Source organism: Streptomyces tatrensis (assembly GCF_049310065.1).
Lineage (GTDB): Bacteria > Actinomycetota > Actinomycetes > Streptomycetales > Streptomycetaceae > Streptomyces.
Genome location: NZ_JBMDLB010000011.1, coordinates 1,255,171 through 1,280,731, shown reverse-complemented (window position 1 = coordinate 1,280,731; position 25,561 = coordinate 1,255,171). Strand labels below are relative to the sequence as shown.

26 protein-coding genes are annotated in these 25,561 nt (G+C 72.4%); 15 read left to right on the top strand and 11 right to left on the bottom strand.

What is annotated here, in order from left to right; genetic code table 11:
• Positions 1-41 precede the first annotated feature (41 nt).
• Both ACODT5_RS21375 and ACODT5_RS21370 read left to right on the top strand, forming a co-directional pair.
• Positions 42-1,316, top strand: a complete 1,275-nt coding sequence (locus ACODT5_RS21375; RefSeq protein ID WP_422520920.1) for an ROK family protein — start codon at positions 42-44, stop codon at positions 1,314-1,316.
• Positions 1,317-1,568: 252 nt separating this feature from the next.
• Positions 1,569-3,185: a vWA domain-containing protein gene (locus tag ACODT5_RS21370; protein WP_422520919.1), complete on the top strand. Its 1,617-nt coding sequence runs from the start codon at positions 1,569-1,571 to the stop codon at positions 3,183-3,185.
• A 39-nt stretch (positions 3,186-3,224) separates the two neighbouring features.
• On the opposite strand, the gene ACODT5_RS21365 is transcribed toward ACODT5_RS21370, so the two are convergent.
• The gene (locus ACODT5_RS21365) at positions 3,225-4,316 is read right to left on the bottom strand and encodes a WD40/YVTN/BNR-like repeat-containing protein (RefSeq protein WP_422520918.1); all 1,092 of its coding nucleotides are present in this window, start codon (positions 4,314-4,316) and stop codon (positions 3,225-3,227) included.
• A gap of 203 nt (positions 4,317-4,519) precedes the next feature.
• On the opposite strand from ACODT5_RS21365, the gene ACODT5_RS21360 reads away from it, so the two are divergent.
• Together ACODT5_RS21360 and ACODT5_RS21355 are read left to right on the top strand one after the other, a co-directional pair.
• A complete protein-coding gene (locus ACODT5_RS21360) occupies positions 4,520-5,620 on the top strand; it encodes an NADH:flavin oxidoreductase/NADH oxidase (RefSeq protein ID WP_422520917.1) in 1,101 nt (366 codons plus the stop codon).
• Positions 5,621-5,769: 149 nt separating this feature from the next.
• On the top strand, positions 5,770-6,117 hold the full coding sequence (locus ACODT5_RS21355; protein WP_327251373.1) for an ArsR/SmtB family transcription factor: 348 nt from the start codon (positions 5,770-5,772) through the stop codon (positions 6,115-6,117).
• A 50-nt stretch (positions 6,118-6,167) separates the two neighbouring features.
• On the opposite strand, the gene ACODT5_RS21350 is transcribed toward ACODT5_RS21355, so the two are convergent.
• Positions 6,168-7,523, bottom strand: coding sequence for an FAD-dependent oxidoreductase (locus ACODT5_RS21350; RefSeq protein ID WP_422520916.1), 1,356 nt, complete (start codon positions 7,521-7,523; stop codon positions 6,168-6,170).
• Positions 7,524-7,575: 52 nt separating this feature from the next.
• Positions 7,576-8,232: a DUF305 domain-containing protein gene (locus ACODT5_RS21345; protein ID WP_422520915.1), complete on the bottom strand. Its 657-nt coding sequence runs from the start codon at positions 8,230-8,232 to the stop codon at positions 7,576-7,578.
• A gap of 76 nt (positions 8,233-8,308) precedes the next feature.
• Between ACODT5_RS21345 and ACODT5_RS21340 the strand changes: the two genes are divergently transcribed.
• Complete coding sequence (locus ACODT5_RS21340; protein ID WP_422520914.1) at positions 8,309-9,796, top strand: LVIVD repeat-containing protein; 1,488 nt, start codon at positions 8,309-8,311, stop codon at positions 9,794-9,796.
• Here the strand turns inward: ACODT5_RS21340 and ACODT5_RS21335 are convergent.
• The 4 genes from ACODT5_RS21335 to ACODT5_RS21320 form a co-directional block, all read right to left on the bottom strand.
• Entirely contained in the window at positions 9,793-10,422 is a 630-nt protein-coding gene (locus tag ACODT5_RS21335; protein ID WP_422520913.1) for a TetR/AcrR family transcriptional regulator, read from the bottom strand. The genes ACODT5_RS21340 and ACODT5_RS21335 overlap by 4 nt on opposite strands.
• Positions 10,423-10,459: 37 nt before the next feature.
• The gene (locus tag ACODT5_RS21330) at positions 10,460-11,182 is read right to left on the bottom strand and encodes a phosphatase PAP2 family protein (RefSeq protein WP_422520912.1); all 723 of its coding nucleotides are present in this window, start codon (positions 11,180-11,182) and stop codon (positions 10,460-10,462) included.
• A gap of 72 nt (positions 11,183-11,254) precedes the next feature.
• Positions 11,255-12,193 (bottom strand): M56 family metallopeptidase, encoded by a 939-nt coding sequence (locus ACODT5_RS21325; protein WP_422520911.1) that lies wholly within the window; start codon positions 12,191-12,193, stop codon positions 11,255-11,257.
• An 88-nt stretch (positions 12,194-12,281) separates the two neighbouring features.
• The gene (locus tag ACODT5_RS21320; RefSeq protein WP_422520910.1) at positions 12,282-12,872 is read right to left on the bottom strand and encodes a DUF5134 domain-containing protein; all 591 of its coding nucleotides are present in this window, start codon (positions 12,870-12,872) and stop codon (positions 12,282-12,284) included.
• A 134-nt stretch (positions 12,873-13,006) separates the two neighbouring features.
• Here ACODT5_RS21320 and ACODT5_RS21315 point away from each other — a divergent pair, with 134 nt between their 5' ends.
• Positions 13,007-13,546, top strand: coding sequence for a GNAT family N-acetyltransferase (locus ACODT5_RS21315; protein ID WP_422520909.1), 540 nt, complete (start codon positions 13,007-13,009; stop codon positions 13,544-13,546).
• A 41-nt stretch (positions 13,547-13,587) separates the two neighbouring features.
• Here ACODT5_RS21315 and ACODT5_RS21310 read toward each other — a convergent pair whose 3' ends face one another.
• The gene (locus tag ACODT5_RS21310) at positions 13,588-14,280 is read right to left on the bottom strand and encodes a glycerophosphodiester phosphodiesterase (protein ID WP_422520908.1); all 693 of its coding nucleotides are present in this window, start codon (positions 14,278-14,280) and stop codon (positions 13,588-13,590) included.
• Between the two features lie 193 nt (positions 14,281-14,473).
• A complete protein-coding gene (locus ACODT5_RS21305) occupies positions 14,474-15,088 on the bottom strand; it encodes a PadR family transcriptional regulator (RefSeq protein ID WP_422520907.1) in 615 nt (204 codons plus the stop codon).
• A gap of 49 nt (positions 15,089-15,137) precedes the next feature.
• On the opposite strand from ACODT5_RS21305, the gene ACODT5_RS21300 reads away from it, so the two are divergent.
• The 7 genes from ACODT5_RS21300 to ACODT5_RS21270 all read left to right on the top strand — a co-directional run bounded on the left by ACODT5_RS21300 (position 15,138) and on the right by ACODT5_RS21270 (position 21,315).
• Positions 15,138-16,265, top strand: a complete 1,128-nt coding sequence (locus ACODT5_RS21300) for an LLM class flavin-dependent oxidoreductase (protein ID WP_422520906.1) — start codon at positions 15,138-15,140, stop codon at positions 16,263-16,265.
• Between the two features lie 12 nt (positions 16,266-16,277).
• On the top strand, positions 16,278-16,664 hold the full coding sequence (locus ACODT5_RS21295; RefSeq protein WP_422520905.1) for a hypothetical protein: 387 nt from the start codon (positions 16,278-16,280) through the stop codon (positions 16,662-16,664).
• A 97-nt stretch (positions 16,665-16,761) separates the two neighbouring features.
• Positions 16,762-17,244, top strand: coding sequence for an alpha/beta hydrolase fold domain-containing protein (locus ACODT5_RS21290; RefSeq protein ID WP_422520904.1), 483 nt, complete (start codon positions 16,762-16,764; stop codon positions 17,242-17,244).
• Positions 17,245-17,325: 81 nt separating this feature from the next.
• On the top strand, positions 17,326-18,741 hold the full coding sequence (locus tag ACODT5_RS21285; RefSeq protein ID WP_422520903.1) for a DUF6421 family protein: 1,416 nt from the start codon (positions 17,326-17,328) through the stop codon (positions 18,739-18,741).
• Positions 18,742-18,767: 26 nt separating this feature from the next.
• Positions 18,768-19,535 (top strand): SDR family NAD(P)-dependent oxidoreductase, encoded by a 768-nt coding sequence (locus ACODT5_RS21280; RefSeq protein WP_422520902.1) that lies wholly within the window; start codon positions 18,768-18,770, stop codon positions 19,533-19,535.
• Entirely contained in the window at positions 19,532-20,635 is a 1,104-nt protein-coding gene (locus tag ACODT5_RS21275; RefSeq protein WP_422520901.1) for a threonine aldolase family protein, read from the top strand. Before ACODT5_RS21280 ends, ACODT5_RS21275 begins: the two co-directional genes overlap by 4 nt.
• An 80-nt stretch (positions 20,636-20,715) precedes the next feature.
• Complete coding sequence (locus ACODT5_RS21270; protein ID WP_422520900.1) at positions 20,716-21,315, top strand: transglutaminase-like domain-containing protein; 600 nt, start codon at positions 20,716-20,718, stop codon at positions 21,313-21,315.
• Here the strand turns inward: ACODT5_RS21270 and ACODT5_RS21265 are convergent.
• Complete coding sequence (locus ACODT5_RS21265) at positions 21,251-22,513, bottom strand: MFS transporter (protein WP_422520899.1); 1,263 nt, start codon at positions 22,511-22,513, stop codon at positions 21,251-21,253. The two genes, ACODT5_RS21270 and ACODT5_RS21265, sit on opposite strands and share 65 nt — an antisense overlap.
• Before the next feature lie 235 nt (positions 22,514-22,748).
• Between ACODT5_RS21265 and ACODT5_RS21260 the strand changes: the two genes are divergently transcribed.
• A complete protein-coding gene (locus tag ACODT5_RS21260) occupies positions 22,749-23,957 on the top strand; it encodes an alginate lyase family protein (protein ID WP_422520898.1) in 1,209 nt (402 codons plus the stop codon).
• A gap of 101 nt (positions 23,958-24,058) precedes the next feature.
• Here the strand turns inward: ACODT5_RS21260 and ACODT5_RS21255 are convergent, their stop codons facing one another.
• Positions 24,059-24,781 carry a lysophospholipid acyltransferase family protein gene (locus tag ACODT5_RS21255; RefSeq protein ID WP_422520897.1) on the bottom strand — a complete coding sequence of 241 codons (723 nt, stop codon included), beginning with the start codon at positions 24,779-24,781 and terminating at the stop codon, positions 24,059-24,061.
• A gap of 195 nt (positions 24,782-24,976) precedes the next feature.
• On the opposite strand from ACODT5_RS21255, the gene ACODT5_RS21250 reads away from it, so the two are divergent.
• Positions 24,977-25,393, top strand: coding sequence for a thioredoxin family protein (locus ACODT5_RS21250; protein ID WP_422520896.1), 417 nt, complete (start codon positions 24,977-24,979; stop codon positions 25,391-25,393).
• The last annotated feature ends 168 nt before the right edge of the window (positions 25,394-25,561 follow it).

The window sequence follows — 25,561 nt, the reverse complement described above, 5'->3', positions numbered from 1 at the left end:
GCCACACCCGATCGCTCACCACCCATGGGGGGAAACGGCACATGGTCAGGCGCACTGCCCAGGACATCCGGCGCGGCAACCGGTTCGACGTGCTCCGGTGCGTCTACGCGGTCCCCGGGCAGGTGACCCGGCAGGACATCGCGGCGGCCACCGGGCTCTCCTTCGCGACCGTGGCTAACCTCGTGGCGGAACTCCTCGAAGCCGAGGTGCTCGCCGAGGCCGGGCACGAGGACTCCGGCGGCGGGCGCCCGCGGGCACGCCTGGAGATCAATGCCGGGCGCGGGTCGCTGATCGGCATCGACGTGGCCGAAACGACCCTCCAGGCCCAGCTGTTCGACATGAAGCTGAGAGTGCTGCACAGCGTCGAGATGCCCCTGCCCCTACCTCTGGAGGATGCCCGGGAGGTCTCCGAGGTCCGGCCGGCCGATGTCGTCGACACGATCGCGACCGCCGTGGAGGAGCTGATGACCGCCTCGGGCACCCGCCCGTCCCAGGTCCTGGGAGCCGGAGTCAGCGTCCCCGGCGTCGTCCAGCGGGAGGGCGGCGTGTCCGTCTTCTCGCCGTACTGGTCCTGGCGCGAGGTGCCGCTGGGAGCCCTGCTGGCCGAACGGCTCGGCATGCCCCTCTACCTGGACAACCCGCTCAAGGCGAGCACGGTCGCCGAGATGTGGTTCGGGGCCGGCCGGGACGTCGGCGACCTGGTGGTGGTGACCCTGCGCGGGGGCGTCGGCGCGGGCATCGCGATCGGCGGCGCCCTGTACCGGGGCGCGGCCAACCGTGCGGGCGAGTGGGGGCACACCCGCCTCGTCGACGGGGGGCGGGAGTGCCGGTGCGGCAAGCGCGGCTGCGTCGAGGCGTACGTGAGTACCGCCGGCGTCGCCAGGACGGTCCGGGAAACGGCCCCGGACAGCGCCATGACCGGCCATGGCGACGAGGCGGCGGTCGTGGACGCCCTCGCCCGCGCCGCCGCCGCGGGCGATCCGGCCGCCGTCGAAGCGGTCACCCGGACCGCCCTCCACCTGGGCACGGCCGTGGCGGACCTGCTCAACCTCTTCGACCCGCAGGTCCTGGTGATCGGTGGTCCGACGGCCGAGCGGCTGGGGGAGCGGCTGCTCCGCGAGACACGGGACGTCGTCGCGCGGCACGCCCTGCCCCACGCCCTGGACTCGGTGGAACTCCGGCTCAGTGCCGTCCGGAACAATCCCGTGAGCCTCGGCGCCGCGACGTTCGCCCTGGAGGGCTTCCTCGACGACCGGGAGACCTTCGGACCCGTGAAGGCCGGGCGCCGCGCGGCCCGCACCCGGCCGGTCGCCTGAGGTCCCAGCCGGGCCGCAGAGCCGACGGGCCCTAGGGGCGTCACTTCCGAGTGCCGGCCCGCCAACGGCGCATCCCCTTGCGGGCGGTGGCCCCCGATACGCGCATCCCGTCGTGCCGCCACGATCGACGGGCCTGCGGCACCTCCCCGGCCGGCCGTTGTCGCTTCGATACCTGTTCGCAACTGGTTCGATTGCTCCAACTCCCCGTCCCGGGCGTCACATTCAGCACCGATGACGTTCGAGGGAGACCGTATGGAGCCCCACGAGGACCGCATGCCCGCCGCGCCCCGCACGCCCAGTACCCCCGGCACGTCCCCCACGGGCCGCCCGGCCCGGCGGAGAACCTACGGCAGACTGACCGCCGCGCTCCTCGCCGGCGGCCTCCTGCTGACCGGCTGCGGAAGCGGCGGTTCCAACCGCAGCGCCGACGGGGAGTGGAAGGGCGGAGACTCCAGGCCGCGGCCGTCCGCCACCCGGCCCGGCGGAGAATCCACGGAGGGCGAGAGCGACGGACGGCGTCCCACCACACCGCCCGCCGACTACCTCTCCACCTTCGCGCTCGACGTGGACACCGCCAGCTACGGGTACGCCCGCCGCACCCTCGCGGACGGCAAGCTCCCCGACCCCGCCACCGTGCGCCCAGAGGAGTTCGTCAACAGTTTCCGGCAGGACTACCAGGAGCCCGACGGCGACGGCTTCTCCGTCACCGTCGACGGGGCCCGCACCACCGAGGCGAACTGGTCCCTGGTCCGGGTCGGCCTCGCCACCCGCGTCGGCAACGGCGGAGCGGACGGCGCCGAGGCCCGGCCGCCCGCGGCGCTCACCTTCGTCGTGGACGTCTCCGGATCCATGGCCGAGCCCGGCCGCCTCGACCTCGTCCGCAGCTCCATGAAGCTGATGACCGACCAGCTGCGCGAAGACGACTCGGTCGCCATCGTCACCTTCAGCGGCAAGGCCCAGACCCGGCTGCCGATGACCCGCGTCGAGGGCCACCGGGCCCAGATCCACGAGGTCGTCTCCGCACTGCGCACCGCCGACTCGACCAACGTGGAGGCCGGGGTGGTCCGCGGGTACGAGGTCGCGGTCGCCTCGCTGCGGCCCGGCGCCACCAACCGGGTCGTCCTGCTCTCCGACGCCCTGGCCAACACCGGCGCCACCTCCGCCGACACCATCCTGAACCGGATCGGCGAAGCCCGGACGAAGCACGGCATCACCCTGTTCGGCGTCGGCGTGGGCAGCCAGTACAACGACGCCTTCATGGAACAGCTCGCCGACCGGGGCGACGGGCACACCACCTACGTCTCCGACACGGAGGGCGCCCGCAAGGTGTTCTGCGAGGACCTCCCGGCGCACGTGCAGCTGCGGGCCCGCGACGCCAAGGCCCAGGTCGCCTTCGATCCGGGGACCGTCGAACGGTTCCGGCTGATCGGCTACGACGACCGCCGCGTCGCCGACGGCGACTTCAGGAACAACACCGTGGACGGGGGAGAGGTCGGCTCCGGCCACACCGTGACCGCCCTGTACGCGGTGCGGCTGCGCCCCGGTGCCACCGGGCACCTGGCGACGGCGACGGTGCGCTGGCTGGACCCGCGCACCCGGGCGCCGCACGAGGAGTCCGGCCGGATCGAGGCGGCGGCGCTGTCCGGCGACGTGTGGACCGGGGCGTCCGACCGGTTCCAGGTCACCGCGACGGCGGCCTACTTCGCCTCCGCCCTGCGTGAGCGCGACGGCGGCTGGGAGCGGGTGCCGGGCGCCGTCCCGCTGGGCATCCTGGCCGGGCACGCGGAACGGCTGGCCGGGAGCACCGAGGATCCGGCCGTACGCCAGCTGGCGCAGGCCCTGCTCGAGGCCCGGGCGCTCACCGGCTGAGCGCCCGGACGGGGGTGACGCGGGTACGGGCCGCCGTCGCTAGCCGTCCAGTACGGCGGCCCGTACGCACAGGACGTCGGGGAGGTGCTCGGCCAGCAACTGCCAGGTGTCCCCGTCGTCCTGGCTGGCGTACAGCTCGCCGTTGCGGTTGCCGAAGTAGATCCCGGCCGGGTCCGCGTCGTCCGTGCAGAGCGCGTCCCGCAGCACCGTGCCGTAGTGGTCCCCGGCCGGCAGGCCCTTCGTCAGGGGCTCCCAGTTGGCACCCGCGTCCGTGGTGCGGAAGACCCGGCAGCGGTGCTCCGCCGGGACGCGGTCGGAGTCGGCGTTGAGCGGGAAGACGTAGGCGGTGCCGGGCCGGTGCGGGTGGGCGGCCACCGCGAAGCCGAAGTCGGAGGGCAGGCCCCCTCCGATGTCCGTCCAGCGGGTCCCGGCGTCGTCGCTGCGGTAGACGCCCCAGTGGTTCTGCAGGTAGAGCCGGCCGGTGTCCCCGGCGTCCTGGGCGATCTTGTGCACGCACTGGCCGAACTCGGGATCCGGATCGGGCAGGAACACCGCCGAGACACCGTGGTTGGAGGGGGCCCAGCTCGCCCCGCCGTCCGTGGTCCGGAACACCCCGGCCGTGGAGACCGCCACCGTGACCAGGTCCGGGTCGCCCGGGTCGGTGATCACCGTGTGCAGGCCCTCGCCGCCGCCGCCCGGGACCCACTTGTCCCGGGTCGGGTGTTCCCACAGGGGGCGGACCAGCTCGAAGGACTCGCCGCGGTCGGCCGAGCGGAACAGCGCGGCCGGTTCGGTGCCCGCGTAGACCACGCCGGGGGCCTCGGGGCCGGCCGGATGGAGCTGCCAGACCCGCTCAAGGGAGGCTCCGGTGTCCTCGGGGAACTTCACGGCGGCCGCGGCGGGCTCCCGCCAGGTCGCGCCCAGGTCGTCGGAGCTGAAGACGGACGGTCCCCAGTGGGTGCTGTCCCCGGCGACCAGCAGCCGGGGCGCGCCGTCGCGCCGGTCGATGGCGACGGCGGAGACCGCCTGGGCGTTGAACTGCGGTTCGCCGAACTCCCAGGCGCCGCCGGATCCCCGGCGGCCGATGAACAGTCCCTTGCGGGTCCCCGCGAGCAGTACCACGTCGGTCATGGCCGACACCTCCGGACGTCTTTGTCCTGCACGGCAGCTTTTCCGCCAGTCTGCACCCGACCACTGACAGGGGCAGGTCGCGGCGCGCGAGCCCGCCCCGTCGTACGAGAGGCTTCGTACTACGAAGGATTTCGTAGTACGGTGACTCTCGTACTTGGCGGCCGGTTCCCCGGCGCGCTTCCAGTCGCCCCTGGAGACCCCTCATGAGTGCTGCCCCCGTTTCCTTCGCCGCCCTGTTCCAGCCGTGGACCATCCGCTCGGTCACCGTCCCGAACCGCGTGTGGATGGCCGCGATGTGCCAGTACAGCGCCGAGCCCTCCGGTCCGGACGCCGGGGTCGCCCACGACTGGCACTTCGCGCACTACGCGGCCCGCGCCACCGGCGGCGCCGGCCTGATCATCCAGGAGGCCACGGCCGTCGCCCCCGAGGGGCGGATCTCCCCGTACGACCTCGGCATCTGGAACGACACCCAGGTCGAGGCGCTGCGCCGGATCACCTCCTTCGTGAAGGGCGCGGGCGCGGTCCCCGGCATCCAGCTCGCCCATGCCGGCCGCAAGGCATCCACCGACCGCCCCTGGAAGGGCGGCCGGCCCGTCGGATCCGAGGCGCACGGCTGGCGGCCCAGCGCCCCGAGCCCCGTGCCGTTCTCCGCGGACCACCAGGTCCCGCACGAGCTGACGGTCCGGGAGATCCGTGACGTCGTAGGGCAGTTCGCGGCCGCCGCCCGGCGCGCCCTCGCCGCCGGCTACCAGGTCGTCGAGGTCCACGGCGCCCACGGCTACCTGATCGGCGAGTTCCTCTCCCCGCACAGCAACAAGCGCACCGACGAGTACGGCGGCTCCTTCGAGAACCGCACCCGCCTCGCCCTCGAAGTCGTCGACGCCGTACGGGCGGTGTGGCCCGAGGAGCTGCCGCTGTTCTTCCGGATCTCCGCCACCGACTGGCTGGAGGAGGACGGCTGGACCGCCGACGAGACGGTCCGGCTGGCCGGACTGCTCGTGGAGCACGGCGTGGACCTCCTCGACGTCTCCACCGGTGGCCTCGCGCCCGGCGTGACGATCCCCGTCGGCCCCGGCTACCAGGTGCCCTTCGCGGCCCGGGTCAAGGCCGAGACCACCCTGCCGGTCGCCGCCGTGGGGCTGATCACCGAACCGGAGCAGGCCGAGAAGATCCTGGCCAACGGCGAGGCCGACGCCGTCCTGCTGGGCCGCGAACTGCTCCGCGACCCGTTCTGGGCCCGCCGCGCCGCCGCCGAGCTGGGCGCGGAGATCCGTACGCCCGAGCAGTACCTGCGTTCGTGGTGAACCGGTGCGGCGCGGGGGCCGGGCTCCCGCGCCGCACCCGGCCGTTCGGCTCCGCTCCTACGATGGTTCTCGTACGATGGAGGGGCACCCGACACCCGGATACCCGGAATCGTGGAACCGCGGCAACGCCCAGCGAGTGGAGTACGGACATGACGGAACGTGACGCGGCCCGTGTCCTCGCCCACCCCGAGGCCGCCGAGATCAGGCTCGAAGGGGTCCTGCACGCACTCTCCGACCCCGTCCGGCTCTCCATCGTCCGCGACCTCGCGGCCACGGACGCCGAGTTGGTCTGCTCGCACTTCGAGCTCCCGGTCACCAAGTCCACGACCACGCACCACTTCCGGGTCCTGCGCGAGAGCGGTGTCGTGCGCCAGTCCTACCGCGGCACGGCCAAGCTGAACGGTCTGCGCCGGGCCGAGCTGGCGGAGCTGTTCCCCGGGCTGCTCGACGGCGTCCTCGCCGCGGCCGCCGCCGAGGAGACGCGCGACCGGGGCTGACCGCGACCGGGGCTGACGGCCAGGGCTGACGACCGGAGCTGACCCGGGGATCAGTCCGTGCCGCCCGCCGCGGCCAGCAGGCCCGCCCAGTCGGGGATCTTGACGGAGCGCCGGCCCAGGGACCGCCCGAGCTCCGCCTCGGCCGTCTCGATGGCGAGCCACCCCGGCCACCGGACCGGTCGCAGTCCGGCCCGGAGCAGGGCCTCCAGCGGGTCCCGCTCGCGGTCGCGCCGGGCCAGCGCCCCCGCATCCTGGAGCAGGGAGGAGGCCGTCTCCTTCGCGCAGGGCCGGTTGGTGCCGATGACCCCGGTCGGGCCGCGCTTGATCCAGCCCGCCACGTACTCTCCGACGGCGGCCCGGCCCTCCCTCAGCACCCGGCCCGCGGCGTGCGGGACCGTACCGCGCCGCTCGTCGAAGGGCAGTCCGTCCAGCGGGACGCCCTGGTACCCCACCGAGCGCAGGACCAGCTGCGCCGGGACGTCCTCGTAGACCCCCGTACCGGTGACCCCGCCCAGACCGTCGGGGGCCGTCCGCTCGAACCGCATCCCGGTGACCCGGCCGTCCGGGCCGCCGAGCACCTCCACCGGGCGCAGGAAGAACCGCAGCGCGATCCGCCGGTCCCCGCCGCCCGCCGGGGCGGCCGCCCAGCCGCGCAGCACCTCCACGTTGCGCCGGTTCACCGCGGGCAGGGCCGCGCCCGGGTCCGCGTACGCCGGGTCGAGGGCCAGCTCCGCGGGGTCGGCCAGTGCGTCCACGCCCGGCAGCGTGCCCAGTTCGCGCAGCTCCTTGGTGGTGAACTTGCCCTGCGAGGGCCCGCGCCGGGCCACCATGTGGACCGCGCGCACCGCACTGTCGCCGAGCGCGCCCAGGGCCGGCTGCGGCATGTCGGTGGGGGCCAGCTCCGGTACTCCCCGGGCCAGGATCCGCGTGACGTCGACCGCCACGTTCCCGGCGCCGACCACGATCGCCGCATCCACCCCGGGCAGCCCGAAGGCCTCGGCCGCGGCGTCCGGGTGGCCGCTGTACCAGGCCACGAAGGCCGTGGCGGAGTGCACCCCGGCGAGGTCCTCGCCGGGGATGCCGAGCATCCGGTCCCGGGCCGCGCCGACGCAGTACACCACCGCGTGGTACAGCTCCAGGAGCCGGGCGGTGGGCAGGGCGTCCCCGCCGACCTCGACGTTCCCGAGGAAGCGGATCCGCTCGTCCTCCAGCACGGTGCGCAGGCTGCCCTGCAGGGACTTGATCTTCTCGTGGTCGGGGGCCACCCCGTAGCGCACGAGCCCGTACGGAGCGGGCAGCCGGTCGAGCACGTCGACGCGGATCCCCGGCACCTCACGCTGCTGTACGAGTGTCTGTGCGGCGTAGACCCCACTGGGACCCGATCCGACGACGGCGATACGAAGCACGGCGGAGCTCCTCACGCAGGTGTTCCCAGCATGACACCGGGTGCCCGGGCCGTCAGCCCATCGCGCGCATCCGGTGTACCTCGGCGCTCTGGGTGGCCGCCACCTCGTTGGCCATCTCCTCCACGGCGGCGTTGTTGCCCGAGGCCAGGACCTCGCCCGCCATCTTCAGGGCGCCCTCGTGGTGGGCGGTCATCAGGGCGAGGAAGAGCCGGTCGAAGTCCGCCCCCCTGGCCGCGGCCAGCTCGCCCAGCTGCCGCTCGGTGGCCATGCCGGGCATCGCCGCGTGCTCGTGGCCCCCCGGGTCGGCGGTGGGCGCCGGGTGCCGGGCCGCCCAGCCCTCCATCGCGCCGATCTCGGGCTTCTGAGCGGCCGCGATCCGCTCGGCGAGCCGCTTGACCCCGTCGGCGGACGCCCGGTCCGGGGCGAGCGCGCTCATGGTCAGTGCCTGACCGTGGTGTTCGATCATGTTCCGCACGTACGCTCGGTCCGCCGCGTTGGGGGTGTCGTCGGGCAGCTCCTTCGCCGCCTGTTCGGGGGAGATGGTGCGCGCCTGCTCGCCGGGTTTGCCGGGGGCGATCACCATCGGCCTGCCGTCGGCCGCCGCGCCGTCCGTCCCCTCGCCGTCCGTGCAGCCGGCGAGGGGGAGCAGGAGCCCGACGGCCAGGGCCGATCCGACGATTCGCCCGAGTGAGACTTTCGCCATGTCCATGCAAAGGACCATACTGCCGGGGTCCGCGTTCCGTTCCCACCACGGGCGGAACCGATCGGACTCATGGGAGGGCACGGTGACCTTGATGCACACCAGCAGACGGCGCAGATCCCTTGGAGTGGCCGCAGCCGCGGCCGGGCTCCTCACCACGTTACTGGCGGCCGGCCCCGCGGCCGCCACCCCCGATCCGGGGGACCTGCTCCCGGGCGCGGGTGCGCCGCAGAGCGCCGCCACCGCGGCGGGCGCGGGCCGGGAGTTGGCACCCGGCGAGATACCCGGCCAGGACGAGATCGTCCACAGCCGGAACATCAAACCCCTGGCCAACATCCCCAGCAGCGACCCGAATCAGATCAACTCCGACATGGTGTTCCAGGGCAAGTACGCCTACGCGGGCAACTACAACGGCTTCGTGATCTACGACATCGGCAACCCCAAGGCGCCGAAGAAGGTCACCGAAGTGCTGTGCCCCGGCGGGCAGAACGACATCTCGGTCGACGGTGACCTGGTCTTCCTGTCCACCGACTCCTCGCGCAGCGACGACTCGTGCAACAGCGTCTCGCAGCCCGCCACGGAGAAGTCCTCGTGGGAGGGCATCAAGATCTTCGACGTCAAGGACAAGAAGAACCCCAAGTACATCAAGTCCGTCGAGACCCCGTGCGGTTCCCACACCCACACGCTGGTGCCGGGCGGCCGGGACGCCTACCTCTACGTCTCCTCCTACAACCCGAACGACGCGTTCCCCGACTGCAAGCCGCCGCACGACGGCATCTCGATCGTGAAGGTCCCCAAGAAGAGCCCGACGCAGGCCGCGGTCGTGGCCTTCCCGATCCTCTTCCCGGACGGCGGCAACCCGGGCGGTCCCACCAACCCGGGCGTCTCCAAGACCACGGGCTGCCACGACATCACCGTGCTGCCCTCCAAGAACCTCGCCGCGGGCGCCTGCATGGGCGACGGCATCCTCTTCGACATCAGCAAGCCCGAGGAACCGCGCGTCATCGACCGGGTCCAGGACAACGTGAACTTCTCGTTCTGGCACTCGGCCACCTTCAACGAGCGTGCCAACAAGGTGGTGTTCACCGACGAGCTGGGCGGCGGTGGCGGCGCCACCTGCAACGAGGCCACCGGTCCCACCCGGGGAGCCGACGGCATCTACGAGATCACCGGCCGCGGTGACCAGCGCAAGCTCGTCTTCAAGAGCTACTTCAAGATCCCGCGCATGCAGGCGGACACCGAGAACTGCGTGGCCCACAACGGCTCGCTGATCCCGGTCGGCGGCGGCCGCGACATCATGGTCCAGGCCTGGTACCAGGGCGGCATCTCCGTCTGGGAGTTCACCGATTCCACCAGCCCGAAGGAGATCGCCTACTTCGAGCGGGGCCCGCTGACCACCGACAAGCTCGGCCTCGGCGGCTCCTGGTCCGCGTACTACTACAACGGGCACATCTACTCGAACGACATAGTCAAGGGCCTCGACGTGCTGCGGCTCGACGACTGGCGCACCGACAGCGCCAAGTGGGTGTGGCTGGACCGGCTCAACGTGCAGACCCAGCCCGTGTACCACTAACGGGGCGAGGGAAACGTTCCGCCGGGCGGTCCACCGTCCGGCGGAACACCCGACTCCCAGTCCAGCCCGTACCGCTGGAACAACTCGGCCCGCAGCCGGGTCGCCGGCATCGGCGCGCCCGGCAGCAGCACCGCCACCACCGCGCCCATCAACAGCGCCCGCAGCAGCGGGTAGTCGGTGTCCACGTCCGCCGACCCGTACCGCACGACGGTGTCCCGCAGCAGCTCCGCGAGCCGCTGCTGCTCGGCGCACTGGACGAACCCCTCCGCCTGCAGGATCCCCGCCATGTGCGTCCGCATCAGCCGGGGCTGGTCCCGGGCCAGGCCGAGGATCGCGTCGACGGCCCGGGCCAGGCGCTCCCGGCCGTCCTGCGTACGGGGCTCGCGCTCCAGCGCCGCTTCCAGGGTGAGGTGCATCAGCCGGTGCACGGCCGACTGCAGGAGCTGGCGCTTGCCCGGGAAGTAGTAGGACACCAGACCGCGGGCGGCTCCGGCCCGGTCGGCGATGTCACCGAGGGTGGTGGCCTCGTAGCCGCGCTCCGCGACGAGCTCGACCGTGGCCTGCAGCAGCCGCTCCCGGGAACGCCGACGCAATTCTTCATTGACCGATGCGCTGCGCGGGGACATGCTTGCTCCTGCGTTGACTGGCTCGCAGCCAGTATACTCAGCGCACCGGACCGTCTGCTCGGGGCGACACGGGGGATCGCCCCGAGCAGACACCGTCAGAGGCCGAGGCCGCGACCGTGAGCGCCACGAGTACCGCGCCCAGCAGCCAGCCCGCCAGGACGTCCGAGAACCAGTGGACGCCGAGGTAGATCCGGGTGAAGCCGACCCCGAGGACCGAGACCGCGGCCAGGGACAGGGCCAGGACCGGGAGGGGGCGCGTGAAGGGGTGCGCGGCCGGTCCCGTTGCCGGTCCCGTGGGCCGGCGCGCGACCAGCCACACCAGCAGACCGCAGACGACCATCGCCGTCAGGGCGTGTCCCGACGGATAGGCTGCGTAGTCCGCGGTGACGACCGGATCCGGCCAAACAGGCCGCTCCCGCCCCACCAGCACCTTCAGTCCCTGACTGACCGCCGAGGCCGCGAGGGCGGCCAAGGCGACGAGCAGTGCGCACCGGCCCTCGCCCCGCCACCACAGCCACGCGCAGGCCGCGCCGGCCAGGGCCCGCATGGTCCACGGGTCCCAGACCCAGTCGGTGAGCACCCGCATCAGCCCGGTGACCCCGGGACGGGCGACCGCGTAGGAGTGCAGCCCGCGCGCGACCCGCTCGTCGAAGGACAGGAGCGGACCCCAGCGGACGGCCACCAGGACCGTCAGCACGGCCGCCGCGGCGAGCAGCGCGCACACCAGTGGGGTCCGCAACCGTACGTACTCGCTCCGCATCCGCCGATCCTTGCACCTGTCGGCGCCGATGCCACGCAAGGCAAAGGCCCCGCGATCCCCGGCGGCCGGCCCTCAGGCGAGCGCGCCCAGCCCGGGTCCGAACGCCACCAGCAGCGGAACCGCCGGAGCCAGCGTCGCCAGGGCCGTCAGCCGCAGCCGGCGTACGGCCGACAGGCGGGGCGCGGCCGCGAGCAGCCGCCGGACCCGCTCGGGGACGTGCGCGTCCGGTGCGGGGGACGGGCCGAAGACCCCGCGGTCCTCGTTCAGGCCGATCAGGGCCAGGGCGGTGGTCAGGCGCCCGTACCGCCGCGAGGCCACGTCGTCGGCGGCCAGCTCCACCAGCCGGTGCATCTGCGCCTCGAACGCGGCGAAGACCGGGACCTGCGGGAACCCTCCGGACAGGGCCCGCGAGCAGTGCAGCAGCCAGTCGTGCCGGGCCGTCGCGTGCCCCTGCTCGTGGGCCAGTACGGCGTCCAGCTGACTCCCCTTGAGCCGGCCCAGTGCCGCCGTCGTGACCACCAGCCGCGGGGCCGGACCCGGGAGCCACCAGCTGTCGGGCCGCTGCCCCTCCAGGACCACGAGCCGCGCCCCGGAGGCTTCCTCCCCGGGCAACAGGGGTGCCCGCAGCAGCAGTTCGGCGCCCCGCGCACGGCGCCCGGTGCGGGCCCGCAAGATCTCCCGGGCCAGCATCGCGCCGGTCCACAGCCCGCCGCCCGCCAGTGCGACGGCGGTGCCCGCGGCCCAGAGCCCGCCGGTGGCGTCCAGTGCGTAGGCGTCGACCACGCCGTGCGGAGCCGGGGCGAACAGCCCGCCCCGTACGGCCTGCCAGGCGGCGGCCGCGCTCAGCAGCATCGACAGCGCGAGGCACAGGAGTACGGCGCCCACCACGCACTGCCACGTCCACAGGGCCACCACGGGTTCGCGCTCGGGCCATCGGGCCCGGGCCAGCAGGCGGGGTGCGAGCACCGCGGTCAGGGCGCCGAGCAGCAGGAGAACGGCGGGGACCATCATGGCCCCAGCCTAGGAGCGTGCGGCTACCTGGGGGTACGGTCCGGGCCAAGGGTGACGCAGGACACGTTTGCCCGGCCCGATCGGGGCCTCACATCGTGAGCAGCATCGCCAACATCCCCATTCCCATGGCCAGTCGGCAGGCGCGGATCACTTCCGCCGGTCCGGCGGGGGCTCCGGGGCCGCCCGGGCCGCGCGCGCCGCCCGCGCTCGGCGCGCCCCCGGCCGTGACCAGCCGGGCGCCGCCCAGCACCACGTACCCGGCGTAGTAGACGAGCAGCAGGCCGGTGAGCAGCGGCAGCCCGGCGCCCTGCCCGTGGGCGTGGCCGGAGGAGCCCGCCCCCGCACCGGTACCCGCGGCCAGCGCCATGTAGACCATGGTCAGCGAGCCCACCAGGTGGTGCGCGTGGTGCGGTCCGCCGCGCAGCAGCCACAGCGCGTGCAGCGCCGCCCCGCAGAAGACCACGCCCAGCACGGGAGCCTGCCAGTCGCCGCCCAGCCGGAGCGGCACCGCCATCAGGGCCATGCCGAACCCCATCGCCGCCTCCCCGGCCGCCGGTCCGCCGCCGGCTCTTCCCGCTCTTCCCGCGCGCCGCAGACAGTACGCACCGCTCACCGCGCAGAGCAGGACGAGCAGCCAGGCGGAGACGGAGGTGGAGAGGGACGTGGCGGGACCGTGCACGGCGGAACCTCCCGGTTCGTCGGCTTCACCGGAAGAGATGCCCCCTTCACGCGGCCATCACGCCGGGCGAGGTTAGGCTCTGTGGGACCACCGAAGAAGCACGTCGAACGACCTCGCGCAGAACGGAGCCCTCGATGCCGAGCGCCGCCCCCCAGGCCTTGACCTACCGCAGTGCCGTGGAGGCGGACATCCCGGAGCTCGTGGAGCTCGTGGAATCGGCGTACCGGGGGGATTCGAGCCGCGGGGGCTGGACCACCGAGGCGGACTTCCTGGACGGGCAGCGGACCGACGCCGAGGGCGTGGCCCGGATCGTCGGACACCCGGAGGGCATGCTCCTCGTCGTGGAGCGCGCCGGCGAGATCGTCTCCTGCTGCCACCTCGAACACCGGGGCGACCACGTCTACTTCGGCATGTTCGCGGTCCGGCCCGGCCAGCAGGGCGGCGGACTGGGCAAGGCGGTCATGGCGGAGGCCGAGCGCCGCGCCCGCGAGCAGTGGGCGGCCAAGGAGATGCGGATGACCGTGATCAACGTACGGGAGGAGCTCATCGCCTTCTACGTGCGCCGTGGTTACGAGCGCACCGGCGAGATGAGCCCCTTCCCCTACGGGGACGAGCGGTTCGGCGTCCCGCTCCGCGACGACCTGGCCTTCGAACTGCTGGTCAAGCCGCTGTAGTCGCGGGGCGGGGCCCACGGGTCGTCCGTGGTGCGTGCTGCTCAGGCGGTGAAGCGGCCCGTGGAGCGGATCTCCGGGAAGTCGGTGAGCACGCCGTCGAGTTCGAGGGCCCGCGCGAGGCGCAGCCGCTCCAGCGTGTTGACCGTCCACCCCGTCACGCGCAGTCCGGCCTCGTGCGCCGACTCCACGGTGTGCAGGGTGAGGTGGCCGATGTTGAGGGCCACCGTCTCCGCGCCCGCCAGGGCTGCCCGGGCGACGGCCTCCCCGGCCTCGGCCGGGGTCTGGTTCGCGTAGAGCACGGTCCGTACGCCCGGCACCAGGCGGGCCGCCTCCACGAGCACCTCGTCGCGGAAGGAGGCCACTTCGACCCGGCCGGTCAGATCGCGGCGCAGCAGCAGCTCCGCGAAGGTCCCGACGGCGGCCAGGTCGTGGACCTGGATGCGCAGCGGGGCGCGGACCGCGTCGAGGACCTCGTCCAGGACCGGCACGTGCTCGCCGTCTCCGGCGTCCAGCTCGCGCAGCTCGGCGAGGGTCAGGTCGGCCACGGCGCCCGAACCGTCGGTGGTGCGGTCCACCTCGGCGTCGTGCAGGACGACGAGGGCGCCGTCCTTGCTGAGCCGCACGTCCAGCGCGACGACGTCCATGCCGGAACGTTCCGCGCGGACGAACGACCGCAAAGTGTTCTCCGGTTCGACACCCATGACCCCGCGGTGCCCGATGGTGAGGAAAGTCAAGGCTCTCTCGCTTCCGTCGACGGCGGCTCCCCGCGCGGTCGCGGTGTCCCGACCGGCCGCGCGCGATGGTGAGGCGCATGCTAGTGCGCCCCGCATGCGATGAAACCGCCTTTGCGGGGCCCCGGCAATGCCGTCCGGCCGCTCCCCGACGGGCCCGCCGGGGGCTGGAACGCCCCCGGTGCGGCCCGCGCGGTCACCCGGGGGTGGGCGCGTCCCCGCCGGCTTGACGTTCCTGCACGACCAGTCCCTCCAGGTCCGCGAGCAGCGCGCGTGTCAGCTCCAGTTCGGCCAGGTGCTGGCGCTCGCTCCAGCGCAGGGCGAGCACCGGGAAGGCCCAGTCGGGCTCTGTCGCCGCGTGCGCCATGGCCTCCCGTACGGCGGTCAACTCCTCGGTGGTGCGCTCCAGATGCTCCGTCACCATGCCGCGCAGCCGCTCCGGCTCGGCCAGGTGCCCGAGCCAGACCCGCAGCAGCAGCCCGTGCTTGAGGACCGGGGGGCCCACCTCGGCCACGTCGCCGGCCCAGCCGGCCAGCGCCTCGCGCCCCGCCGGGGTGATGCCGTAGCGGCGCTTGGCCCGCGCCTCTTCGGGGCCCGAGCGCACGGAGGCCGCGTAGCCCAGTTCCTCCAGGCGGCGCAGTTCGGCGTAGATCTGGCTGATGGCCGGTGACCAGTAGAAGAAGCGCAGCGAGGAGTCCGCCCACTTCTTCAACTCGTAGCCGGTCCGCTCCCCGGGGAAGGAGAGCAGGCCGAGAACCGCCCACGCGGTCGGTGGAAGCTCTTGCTTCTTCGACGTCTGACTACTAGTCATATTTCGAATAGAAGTGAGACCGGGTACGGGACGCAACCCTGGAGGCACCGTGAAATTCTCCGTGATCTTCGAAGCTCAGCTCGCCGACCCGACCGTGGAACGGGAGCACCAGGTCATCCGGGACTGCGTCGAGCAGGCCGTGCTCGCCGAGCAGATGGGGTTCGACCGGATCTGGGCCGTGGAGCACCACTCCTTGAAGTGGTACGCCCACATGAGTGCCCCCGAGATCTTCCTGACCTGGGTGGCGGCCCGGACCAACACCATACGCATCGGGCACGGAGTCGTGTGCATGCCCTTCGCCTTCAACCACCCCGTCCGGGTCGCCGAGCGGGCCGCGATGCTCGACCTGCTGTCCGGCGGACGGGTCGACCTGGGGGCCGGGCGGGGCGGGACCGTGCAGGAGACCTCGCTGTGCGGGGTGGACAGGGACCGCACCACGGCGGAGGTCGAGGAGGCGCTGCGGATCATCGGGAAGGCCTGGCAGGAGGAGGAGCTGGAGTACCACGGGGAGCTCATCGACATCGATCCGCACCCGATCCTGCCGCGGCCGAGCCAGCGGCCCCATCCGCCGCTGTTCCTCGCGTGCAGCCGGGCCGAGACCCTGGTGCAGGCCGCGGAACTGGGTGTCGGGGCGCTGGTGATGGGATTCGCCGGGCCGCAGTCCATCGCGGGCATGCGCTCCGTCTACGACGCCGCGATCGCCGGCCGGGACGGCGGCCGCTTCGTCTCCACGGCCGTCAACGACCACTTCTCGGTGCTCTGCCCGACGATCGTGCTCGACGACCCGGAGGAGGCGCGCCGGATCGGGATCCGGGGGCAGCGGTTCTTCGCGCAGTCCATCGGCCACTGGTACGGCGGTGCGGGAGTGCCGGACGAGGCGGTGGTCGCGGGCGCCGACGAGGGGGCGGAGATGCGCAGGGCGGCCGAGCAGGTGGTGGCCCGGCTGCACGAGCAGGACATCCCGGTGCGGCCCACGGCCACGGCCACCTTCAACGCGGACCACGCCTACGGGAGCGCGGACGAGGCGATCGCGTACGTGGAACGGCTGCGGGAGGCGGGGGCCGACGAGATCATGTGCCTGATCCAGATGGGGACCGTGCCGCAGGAGGCCTGTCTGGAGACCCTGCGGCAGTGGGGCGAGAAGGTCATCCCGCACTTCGCGAACCAGCGGGCGTAGGGGCCCGCCGCCGTGACGGACGTGACCGCTGGGGCCGACGGGGCCGACAGCCCCGCCCCGGTCGACCGGCTCGATCCCGCCGCCCGTCCCTACGCCGACGCGCTGGCCTCCTTCTTCCCCGACCTCGGGGGGCGCGTCACCGACGCCGGCGAAGCCCGCCGGATCCTCGCCGCCGTGCCCGCCACGGCCCGGCCGGCCGTCGTGGGCGCCGTGGAGGACCGGGAGGCCCCCGGGCCGGCCGGGGCGCCTCCGGCCCCCTTACGCGTCGACTACCCCGACTCGGAGCGGTGGCCCGGGTCCCGGCCGACCGTGGTGTTCTGCCACGGCGACGGGTGGGCCCTGGCGGTCATCCTTGAATCGACGGCGCGGAACCCAGGAGCTCGCTACAGTCATTGGTGACCTCAGCGATAACCAAGCTGGAGTCGCTGAGGTGCAGTATGACGTGAGCGAGTCTCGTACTTGCTCCGGCGGCCGGGAGGGTCGTCGCCGGACAGGCATGACCTGTCAAACCCGCCAGGGCGACCTAGGGGGGAATCTCCCGGCTTCAGCCGGGAGAGAGCTTCAACCGTGCCTGGACGCCGCCCAGGACACCGGGTCCTACCGGAGCAACGCCGAGGGCTGCTTCCTGACCGCTGCGCACTCGCGCTGGTTCTGGGAGCAGTACCTGGGCCCCGACGGCGACGGCGGCGATCCGCTGGCCTCCCCGCTCGCCGGGGACCCGAGGGGGCTGCCGCCCGCCTACGTGGTGGTCGCCGGCTGTGATCCGCTGCGGGACGAGGGGGAGGCGTACCACCACCGGCTGCTCGGCGCCGGGGTCCGGTCGGCCCTGGACTCCCACCCGGGAATGTTCCACGGGTTCCTCGCACTGGCCGGAGTACTTCCCGAGGCCCGTCAGGCCTTGGCACGACTGGGTGAAGTCATCGATTCCACGCATGAGAACGGGAAGACTTCCCGTGAAACCGGGGGTGACGCAGGATAATTTCCCGGACCTCCTCTTGAGTAAGAGAGCCTCACATGCCTACCCTGTCGCGACGTGAGGTTCTCCTGTGGAGGAAGTGACATGACGGAAACTCTTGTGCCGGGTACCGGCGGTGCCGTGATAACCGCTGGTGTTCGGGTGGTCGACCACCCGGCTTGGCCCGAGCTCAAGGCCGCCGTGGAAGAGATCCGGCCCTGGCAGTCGGCCGACGGCTCCATCGACTTCGAGGCCGAAGGCGAGCACGCCCGTGCCACCGTCCAGGCCGCGGTCGAGCGCGTGATCGAGGGCGTCGAGGCGCTGTCGCCGCTGCTCCCGCACGGCGCCGCGTACCACGCAGCCCTCATCGGCGACCTGCGCAAGTGGGCCGACGGCGGCTTCGGCGTGCCGGACTTCCTCGACTCCCTGCTGGCCTTCGCCCCGGCCGCCGAGCGCGCCGACGGGCTCCAGCACCTCGTGGTCTTCCCGATGTACACCCAGAACGGCAACCCGGACCGCAACCTCGAAGCCGTCGTGCTGAAGATGGTGTGGCCCGAGTGGCTCTCCGAGCTGGAGCGCACCCGGTACGACAACCCGCTCTTCCTCGGCATCACCTTCGAGGACTTCACCCCGGGCTACGACACGCACTCCGCCGTGCTCTTCCCGGAGACCATTGCGGTGCGCGAGGCCCCCGAGCGCTTCACCTGGGGCGGCATCTTCTGCGACCGCGAGGCCGCCCGCTACCGCAAGGTCACCGAGGCCGCCGTGGACATCCTGGGCATCGAGCTGCCCGAGGACATCGCCCGGATGGTCGAGGACCAGGAGCGCTGCGAGAAGGCCTTCGTCCTGTGGGACATGGTCCACGACCGCACCCACAGCCACGGCGACCTGCCGTTCGACCCCTTCATGATCAAGCAGCGCCAGCCGTTCTGGATGTACGGCCTGGAAGAGCTGCGCTGCGACCTCACCGCCTTCAAGGAGGCCGTGAAGCTGGAGTCCGAGGGCAACGAGCACGGCCGTGACGTGCAGTACGCCGTCCTCTTCGACCGGATGTTCCGCTTCCCGGTGTCCGGCGACCGCAACCGGAACTACGACGGCCTCGGCGGCCAGCTCCTCTTCGCGTACCTCCACAAGCACGACGTCGTACGCTGGACGGACAACAAGCTGAAGATCGACTGGATGCGCGCCCCGCAGGTCACCAACCAGCTGTGCGCCGAGATCGAGGACCTCTACCGGGCCGGCATCGACCGCCCGAAGCTCGTCCACTGGTTCAAGGCGTACGACCTGGTCGCCGAGTACCTCGCGCCCCACCCGGGCTCCAAGTGGGCCAAGGGTCCCGACGCCCTGGACCTGACGCAGCCGCCGCGCAAGCTCGTGGACGACGTGCTTCCGGACGAGTTTCCGCTGAGCATGTTCTATGAGGCCCTGGCCAAGAAGCTCAAGGGCGTGATCGCCTCGACCAAGGGCATCACGGCAGGGAACGCCGCGGACCGCGAGACCGCCGCGCGGGTCGCCGCGTGAGCGCTCGCCCACAGGAGGCTGCACAGATGAACGGCTCCGGTAACGGGAACGGGAACGGGAAGCTCCACGGGGCGGTAGTGGCAGTGGCGGGGGCCGGCGGGCCCGCGGGCCGCGCCACCCTGCTCCGCCTCGCAGAGGCGGGAGCCGTGGTCGTCGCCTCCGACGCCGACGCGGCCCGGCTCGCCGAAGCGGTGGACGCCGCACGCTACGCCCACGGCGGCGCCACCATCACCGGTGACACCGTCGACCTGCTCGACCTGGACGCCACCAAGGCCTGGGCCGAGCAGACCGAGAAGGAGTTCGGCCGCATCGACGGCCTGGTCCACCTCGTCGGCGGCTGGCGCGGCAGCAAGACCTTCACCGACGTCGACCTCGCGGACTGGGCCTTCCTGGAGAAGCTCCTCATCCGCACGGTCCAGCACACCTCGCTGGCCTTCCACGACGGGTTGCTGCGCAGTGACCGCGGCCGCTACGTCCTGGTCAGCCAGTCCGGTGCGCACAAGCCGGTCGCCAACAACGCCGCGTACAACGCGGGCAAGGCGGCGGCCGAGGCCTGGACGCTCGCGATGGCGGATTCCTTCCGCAAGGCGGGTGGCGAGGACGGTCCGGGCGCCGCGGCTGCGATCCTGGTGATCAAGGCATTGGTACACGACGCGATGCGCGCCGAGCGTCCCACTGCGAAGTTCGCGGGCTTCACCGACGTCAAGGAGCTGGCCGAGGCCATCGCCAACGTCTGGGAGCGGCCCGCCACCGATGTGAACGGACAGCGCCTGTGGCTCACCCCCCAACCGTGAAGACCGGTGCCGTGAAGACCGCGATACGCAAGTCCGCCGCGAAGACCGACGCCCGCCGGCACCACGACCCGGCGGTGCGCGGTTTCGCGAGCGACAACTACGCCGGGATCCACCCGGAGATCCTCGCGGCCATCGCGCTCGCCAACGGGGGCCACCAGGTCTCCTACGGCGACGACGAGTACACCGAGAACCTGCAGCAGGTCTTCCGCGGCCACTTCGGCCCGCACGCCGAGGCCTACCCGGTCTTCAACGGCACCGGCGCCAACGTGACCGCCCTGCAGGCACTCACCGACCGCTGGGGCGCGGTGATCTGCGCCGAGTCGGCGCACATCAACGTCGACGAGGGCGGTGCCCCCGAGCGGATGGCGGGCCTCAAGCTGCTCACCGTCCCCACGCCGGACGGCAAGCTCACCCCCGAGCTCATCGACCGGCAGGCATGGGGCTGGGAGGACGAGCACCGGGCGATGCCCCAGGTCGTCTCGATCACCCAGAACACCGAGCTCGGCACGGTCTACACCGTGGACGAGGTCCGCGCGATCTGCGAGCACGCGCACGCCAAGGGGATGAAGGTCCACCTCGACGGCGCCCGGATCGCCAACGCCGCGGCCTCGCTCGACGTGCCGATGCGCAGCTTCACGAACGCGGTCGGCGTGGACGTGCTGTCCTACGGCGGCACCAAGAACGGGATGATGGCAGGCGAGGCCGTCGTCGTGCTGAACCCGGACTCCGTCCGGCAGATGAAGCACATCCGCAAGATGTCGATGCAGCTCGCCTCCAAGATGCGCTTCGTGTCGGTGCAGCTCGAGGCGCTCCTCGCGAAGGACCTGTGGCTGCGCAACGCCCGCCACGCCAACGCGATGGCGCAGCGGCTGGCGGCCGGGGTGCGCGAGACCGACGGGGTGGAGATCCTCTACCCGGTGCAGGCGAACGCGGTGTTCGCGCGGCTCCCGCACGAGGTCACGCGGCGGCTCCAGGAGCGCTACCGCTTCTACTTCTGGGACGAGATCGCGGGCGACGTCCGGTGGATGTGCAGCTACGACACCCAGGAGGAGGACGTGGACGGCTTCCTCCAGGCCCTCAAGGAAGAGCTGGCCCGCTAGGCCGTCCTTGAAAGAGGCGTCGAATCCGACGCCATAAATCTATAGGCATGCAGAGTCATGCATGAGTATGCTCCTGGATCATGGAATTGATCCAGGAGCATACTGACCTTGCCGCCTATCTGGCCGCCGATGACGTGGTAGATCACGGACATCCGCTGGTCCAGGAGACCGCCGACGCCCTGTGGACTACCACGGGCGATGCATATTCATACGCCAAAGCGGCCTTCGAGTTCGTCCGTGACACCATCCCGCACTCCGCCGACTCCGGCGACGGCCGCGTCTCCTGGCGGGCCTCCGACGTCCTCGGCACGCGCAACGGGATCTGCTACGCCAAGGCCCACGCGCTGACCGCGCTGCTGCGCGCCCGGGACATCCCGGCCGGCCTCTGCTACCAGCTCCTGGGCGACGACGACGGGTCGAACCTCGTCATCCACGGCCTCGTCGCGCTGCGGCTGCCCGGCAGCGAGGACTGGTCCCGCGTCGACCCCCGGGGCAACAAGCCGGGTGTGGACGCCCAGTTCACCCTCGACCGCGAACAACTCGCCTTCCCCGTGCGCACGGAGCTCGGTGAGATCGACTACCCCGGGCTGTACGCGGCCGCGCATCCGGCCACGCTCAAGGTGCTCCAGGATTCCGCGGACCGGCCGCAGTTGTGGCGGAACCTGCCGACGGGCCTGTAGCCGCCGGGCCGGTGGCCGCGGCCGGGGTCGCGTCCCGTGCGGGGCCGCGTGCCGCCACCGCGGTGTGCAGCAGGGCCGCGGCCAGTTGCAGGACGGCGATCGCGAGCACCAGGATCCAGGGCGGCACGTCGGCCGCGAGCCCCACGAGCGCGGCGCCCGTCGAGGCGGCGGTCACCTTCAGCCCGGCGCCGAGGGTGAACACCTGGGTCCGCACCCGCGCGGGCGCGAACTCCGAGCGGATGCGCAAGGTGGCCGTCAGCAGCGGGCCGTCGCACACCCCGGCGGCCGCGAACGCCACTGCGGTGAGCGGGACGGACGGGGTGAACGCGGCCGCCGTCAGCGCCACCCCGGTCGCCGCCATGGCCCAGCGGGCCAGCCGGCCCGGCGGTACGGACGTGATCCGGCCCAGCGTCAGGGAGCCGGTCAGGGCGCCCAGGGCGAAGGCCGTCATGAGCACCCCGCCGCCGCCCGGACTGCCCAGCGCGGTGGCCAGCAGTACCGCGGTCGTGGTGAGCGCCCCGATGCCCACGAAGGCCAGCGTGGTGGCCGAGGTGACGGCCCGCAGCTCCCGGATCCGCCACAGGGCGGCCAGTCCGCCGCCCAGCCCGGCCCGGGGTGCGCCGTGGGCGGGTCCGGGGTCCGGGTCCGCGTAGGGAAGGGTCGCCGCCAGGGCGGCCGCCAGGGCGCCGGAAGCTGCGAGCAGGGCCATCGCCGGCCCGGCCGAGCCGAAGGCCGCGACCAGGCTGACGGCCGCCGGAGCGGTGACCGCGGCGCCGTTGTAGGTCGACGCGTCCCAGCCGTACGCCTTGTCGCGCGCCGGACCGGCCGGAACCAGCCCCGCCACCAGGCTCGACAGCCCGCCCGTCACCATCGGCCCGCAGGAGCCGCCGAGTACCGCCACCGCGAGCACCACCGGGGTCGGAGCCCGCCCGAGCAGGAGCGCCAGTGCCGCCACGGCCGTGGTGAATCCCGCCAGGGCGCCCACCTGGAAGAGGCGGGGCCGGCGCGACCCGGCCGCGGCGGCGCCCGCGAGCGGAGCCGCGAGCACGTGCGGGGCCAGCCAGGCGGTGAGCACGAACGCGCCGTGGGCGGCGCTCCCGGTGCGCTGGAGGGCGAGCAGCACGACGGCCATGCCCATTCCCTCGGAGGCGAAGCGCGCCGCCAGTGCGGCGGCCAAGTACCGTCCGAGCCCCGGCATCCCGGCCCCTTTCGCCAGGTGACGTGGCAGAGGGGTGCGAGGTTACGCCATACGGGTGTAGGGCGAAAGCATCGCTGTTTTCGGTCAATAGGAAACTTTCCTGTCTGACATCGTTGTCAGCTTGGCATGCGCATGAGTATCTTCGGCCGCAGGATTCCCCCCACGGACTCTCCGAAGTACCCCTGACGCACCTCGAAGGACCCCCCACCTCCGACCTCCGACCGGAAGGCGCTTCATGCGTTACGGAGTCCCCGCCAGGCTGCTCGCCTCGGCCCTCGGCCTGGTCGCGGCGCTGACCCTCGCCCCCACCTCCGCCGCCGTCACCCCCCACCCTCCCGTCACCCCCGCCGCATCCGCTGCCTTCGCCCATCCCGGAGTCCTGAACAGCCGCGCCCAGTTGGACTTCGTACGCGCCAAGGTGCAGGCCGGGCAGCAGCCTTGGAAGGCGGCGTTCGACGCCATGCTCGCGAGCCGGTACGGCTCGCTGTCGCGGACGCCCAAGCCCCGCGAGATCGTCGAATGCGGCTCCTACTCCAACCCCAACATCGGCTGCACCGACGAACGGGAGGACGCCATAGCCGCGTACACCGACGCGCTCGCCTGGTACGTCACCGGCGACGTGCGGTACGCGAAGAAGTCGATCGAGCTGATGGACGCGTGGTCGGCCCGCATCAAGGACCACACCAACAGCAACGCCCCGCTGCAGAGCGGCTGGGCGGGCTCCACCTGGCCGCGCGCCGCCGAGATCGTCAAACACGCCTACACCGGCGGCTGGCCGAACCAGGGACGCTTCGCCACGATGCTGCGCGAGGTCTACCTGCCCGAGGTGATCGGCGGGAAGCCGAACAGCAACGGCAACTGGGAACTGATCATGATGGACGCCGCCGTCGGCATCTCCGTCCACCTCGACGACCGCGCGAGCTACGACAAGGCGATGGCGATCTACCTCGGCCGGGTGCCCGCCTACTTCTACCTGGCCTCCGACGGGCCGCAGCCCACGTACCCGCCGCGCTCCACCATCGACACCAGGAGCGAACTGATCGGCTACTGGCACGGCCAGAGCACCTTCGTCGACGGTCTGGCGCAGGAGACCTGCCGGGACTTCGGCCACACCGGCATGGGCATCGCGGCGGCCATGCACGTGGCCGAGACCTCGCGCATCCAAGGGCGCGACCTGTACCCGGAGTTCAAGGACCGGTTCCGCCACGCGCTGGGCTTCCACGCCAAGTACGAACTCGGTGAGGCCGTGCCCTCCTGGCTGTGCGGCGGGAGCCTGACCAAGGGCCTGGGCCCGGCGACCGAGGTCGGCTACAACGCCCTGCACACCCGGCTCGGCGTCACCATGGAGAACACCCGCCGGCTCACCGAAGGCCGCCGCCCGGCGGGAACGGAGAACCACTTCGAGGCGTGGGAGACGCTGACCCACGCGGAGAACCCGAACTGACGCACCCCCGGCGCGAGACCGCGGCCCCGCCCGATGGGCGGGGCCGCGGTCTGCCGTAAGGCTCGGCAGGCCTCAGCAGGCCTCAGAGGCCCCAGCAGGCCTCAGCCGGCTTCCTTGACCTGCTCCGGGGTCGGCGCGGTGCCGCCGAGGTGGGCCGGCAGCCACCAGGAGTCCTCGATGCCCTTGGGCTTGGCCGGGTAGGCGGCCTGAGCCGCGTCCAGCAGCTCCTGCACGCGTCCGCGCAGCCGGCGGGTGATGGCGCCCGCGTACTGGTCGGCGGGCGCCTCCAGCGGCTCGCCCACCCGCATCGTCACGGGGATGTGGCTGCGCTTGAGGTCCTTGGGGCGGCCCTTGGTCCACATCCGCTGCGTTCCCCACAGCGCCACCGGGATCAGCGGGACACCGGCCTCCTGGGCCATGCGCGCCGCACCGGACTTGAAGCTCTTGAGCGTGAAGGACTGGGAGATCGTCGCTTCCGGGAACACGCCGATGATCTCGCCGGAACGCAGCGAGTCGAGCGCGTGCTGGTAGGCCGTCTCACCCTGGGCGCGGTCCACCGGGATGTGCTTCATCGCGCGCATCAGCGGGCCGGACACCTTGTGCCGGAACACCGACTCCTTCGCCATGAAGCGGACGAGCCGCTTCTGCGGGCGAGCGGTCAGCCCGGCGAAGATGAAGTCGAGGTAGCCGATGTGGTTCGACACCAGAACGGCTCCGCCCTTGAGCGGGATGTTCTCGGTGCCCTTCATGTCGATGCGGACGTCGAGGGCACGGAAGAGGGCGTGCGCTGCTCCGATGACCGGGGGGTAGACGAGCTCAGCCATGGTGGGGAGACCCCGCTTTCTGCCTGGAGGTGCTCCCGGCCGGAAGTTACGGCAGCGTAGGTACGCGGCCATGGGGATCGTGCCCCATACGGGAGCCGCAGGCCAGCCCAGACGCCCGTGCCCGGGGAGATTCTCGTCACGCCGGGAATGCGGCGCGACCGCGGGGCGCTCCGATCAGCGTACGAACGTACCGGGATGATGGGCGCGGGCCCGTACGGGCAGGTGGCGGCGGAGACGGGGGCGCGGGTGCGAGCGGGCGAGCGGGACGAGAGCGCGGGCGAAGGCGTGGTCGAAGATGTGGTCGAAGGCCGGCTGGGCATCGCCGAACTGGGTGCCGAGCCGGGGGAGCGGGCCACGCTCGTGCAGTTCTCCAGCGCCTTCTGCCAGCCCTGCCGGGCCACCCGGCGGATCCTGGAGGAGGTCGCGGCCATGGTCCCGGGCGTCCGGCACGTCGAGATCGACGCCGAGAAGAACCTGGACCTCGTACGGGCCCTCGGCATCGAGAAGACCCCGACGGTACTGGTCCTGGACGCGGCCGGCCGGATCGTGCGGCGGGCCGCCGGAATGCCGCGCAAGGCGGACGTGATCGCCGCCCTGGGCGCCGCCGTATGACACGGGCGCGGGCGCGGAAATCACCCGGTCGCGGGCGCCCGGGGCGTCCGGTGAGCCGGTACGCACGTCCGCACGCAGCGTGACGCGCCCTACATCTGGCCGTTGAGGCTTGACTGTGTACACGAGAGATCGCCAGGCTTGCGATATGCGGTATGAACTCCTGCTTTA

Coding starts and splice junctions, on each gene's coding strand:
- ACODT5_RS21280 (WP_422520902.1), top strand. CDS start 18,768: ATGAACGGCTCCGGTAACGGGAACGGGAACGGGAAGCTCCACGGGGCG.
- ACODT5_RS21355 (WP_327251373.1), top strand. CDS start 5,770: ATGACGGAACGTGACGCGGCCCGTGTCCTCGCCCACCCCGAGGCCGCC.
- ACODT5_RS21315 (WP_422520909.1), top strand. CDS start 13,007: ATGCCGAGCGCCGCCCCCCAGGCCTTGACCTACCGCAGTGCCGTGGAG.
- ACODT5_RS21255 (WP_422520897.1), bottom strand. CDS start 24,781: ATGGCTGAGCTCGTCTACCCCCCGGTCATCGGAGCAGCGCACGCCCTC.
- ACODT5_RS21345 (WP_422520915.1), bottom strand. CDS start 8,232: ATGGACATGGCGAAAGTCTCACTCGGGCGAATCGTCGGATCGGCCCTG.
- ACODT5_RS21250 (WP_422520896.1), top strand. CDS start 24,977: ATGATGGGCGCGGGCCCGTACGGGCAGGTGGCGGCGGAGACGGGGGCG.
- ACODT5_RS21270 (WP_422520900.1), top strand. CDS start 20,716: ATGGAATTGATCCAGGAGCATACTGACCTTGCCGCCTATCTGGCCGCC.
- ACODT5_RS21305 (WP_422520907.1), bottom strand. CDS start 15,088: ATGACTAGTAGTCAGACGTCGAAGAAGCAAGAGCTTCCACCGACCGCG.
- ACODT5_RS21370 (WP_422520919.1), top strand. CDS start 1,569: ATGGAGCCCCACGAGGACCGCATGCCCGCCGCGCCCCGCACGCCCAGT.
- ACODT5_RS21260 (WP_422520898.1), top strand. CDS start 22,749: ATGCGTTACGGAGTCCCCGCCAGGCTGCTCGCCTCGGCCCTCGGCCTG.
- ACODT5_RS21265 (WP_422520899.1), bottom strand. CDS start 22,513: ATGCCGGGGCTCGGACGGTACTTGGCCGCCGCACTGGCGGCGCGCTTC.
- ACODT5_RS21365 (WP_422520918.1), bottom strand. CDS start 4,316: ATGACCGACGTGGTACTGCTCGCGGGGACCCGCAAGGGACTGTTCATC.
- ACODT5_RS21335 (WP_422520913.1), bottom strand. CDS start 10,422: ATGTCCCCGCGCAGCGCATCGGTCAATGAAGAATTGCGTCGGCGTTCC.
- ACODT5_RS21375 (WP_422520920.1), top strand. CDS start 42: ATGGTCAGGCGCACTGCCCAGGACATCCGGCGCGGCAACCGGTTCGAC.
- ACODT5_RS21330 (WP_422520912.1), bottom strand. CDS start 11,182: ATGCGGAGCGAGTACGTACGGTTGCGGACCCCACTGGTGTGCGCGCTG.
- ACODT5_RS21290 (WP_422520904.1), top strand. CDS start 16,762: ATGACCTGTCAAACCCGCCAGGGCGACCTAGGGGGGAATCTCCCGGCT.
- ACODT5_RS21325 (WP_422520911.1), bottom strand. CDS start 12,193: ATGATGGTCCCCGCCGTTCTCCTGCTGCTCGGCGCCCTGACCGCGGTG.
- ACODT5_RS21360 (WP_422520917.1), top strand. CDS start 4,520: ATGAGTGCTGCCCCCGTTTCCTTCGCCGCCCTGTTCCAGCCGTGGACC.
- ACODT5_RS21285 (WP_422520903.1), top strand. CDS start 17,326: ATGACGGAAACTCTTGTGCCGGGTACCGGCGGTGCCGTGATAACCGCT.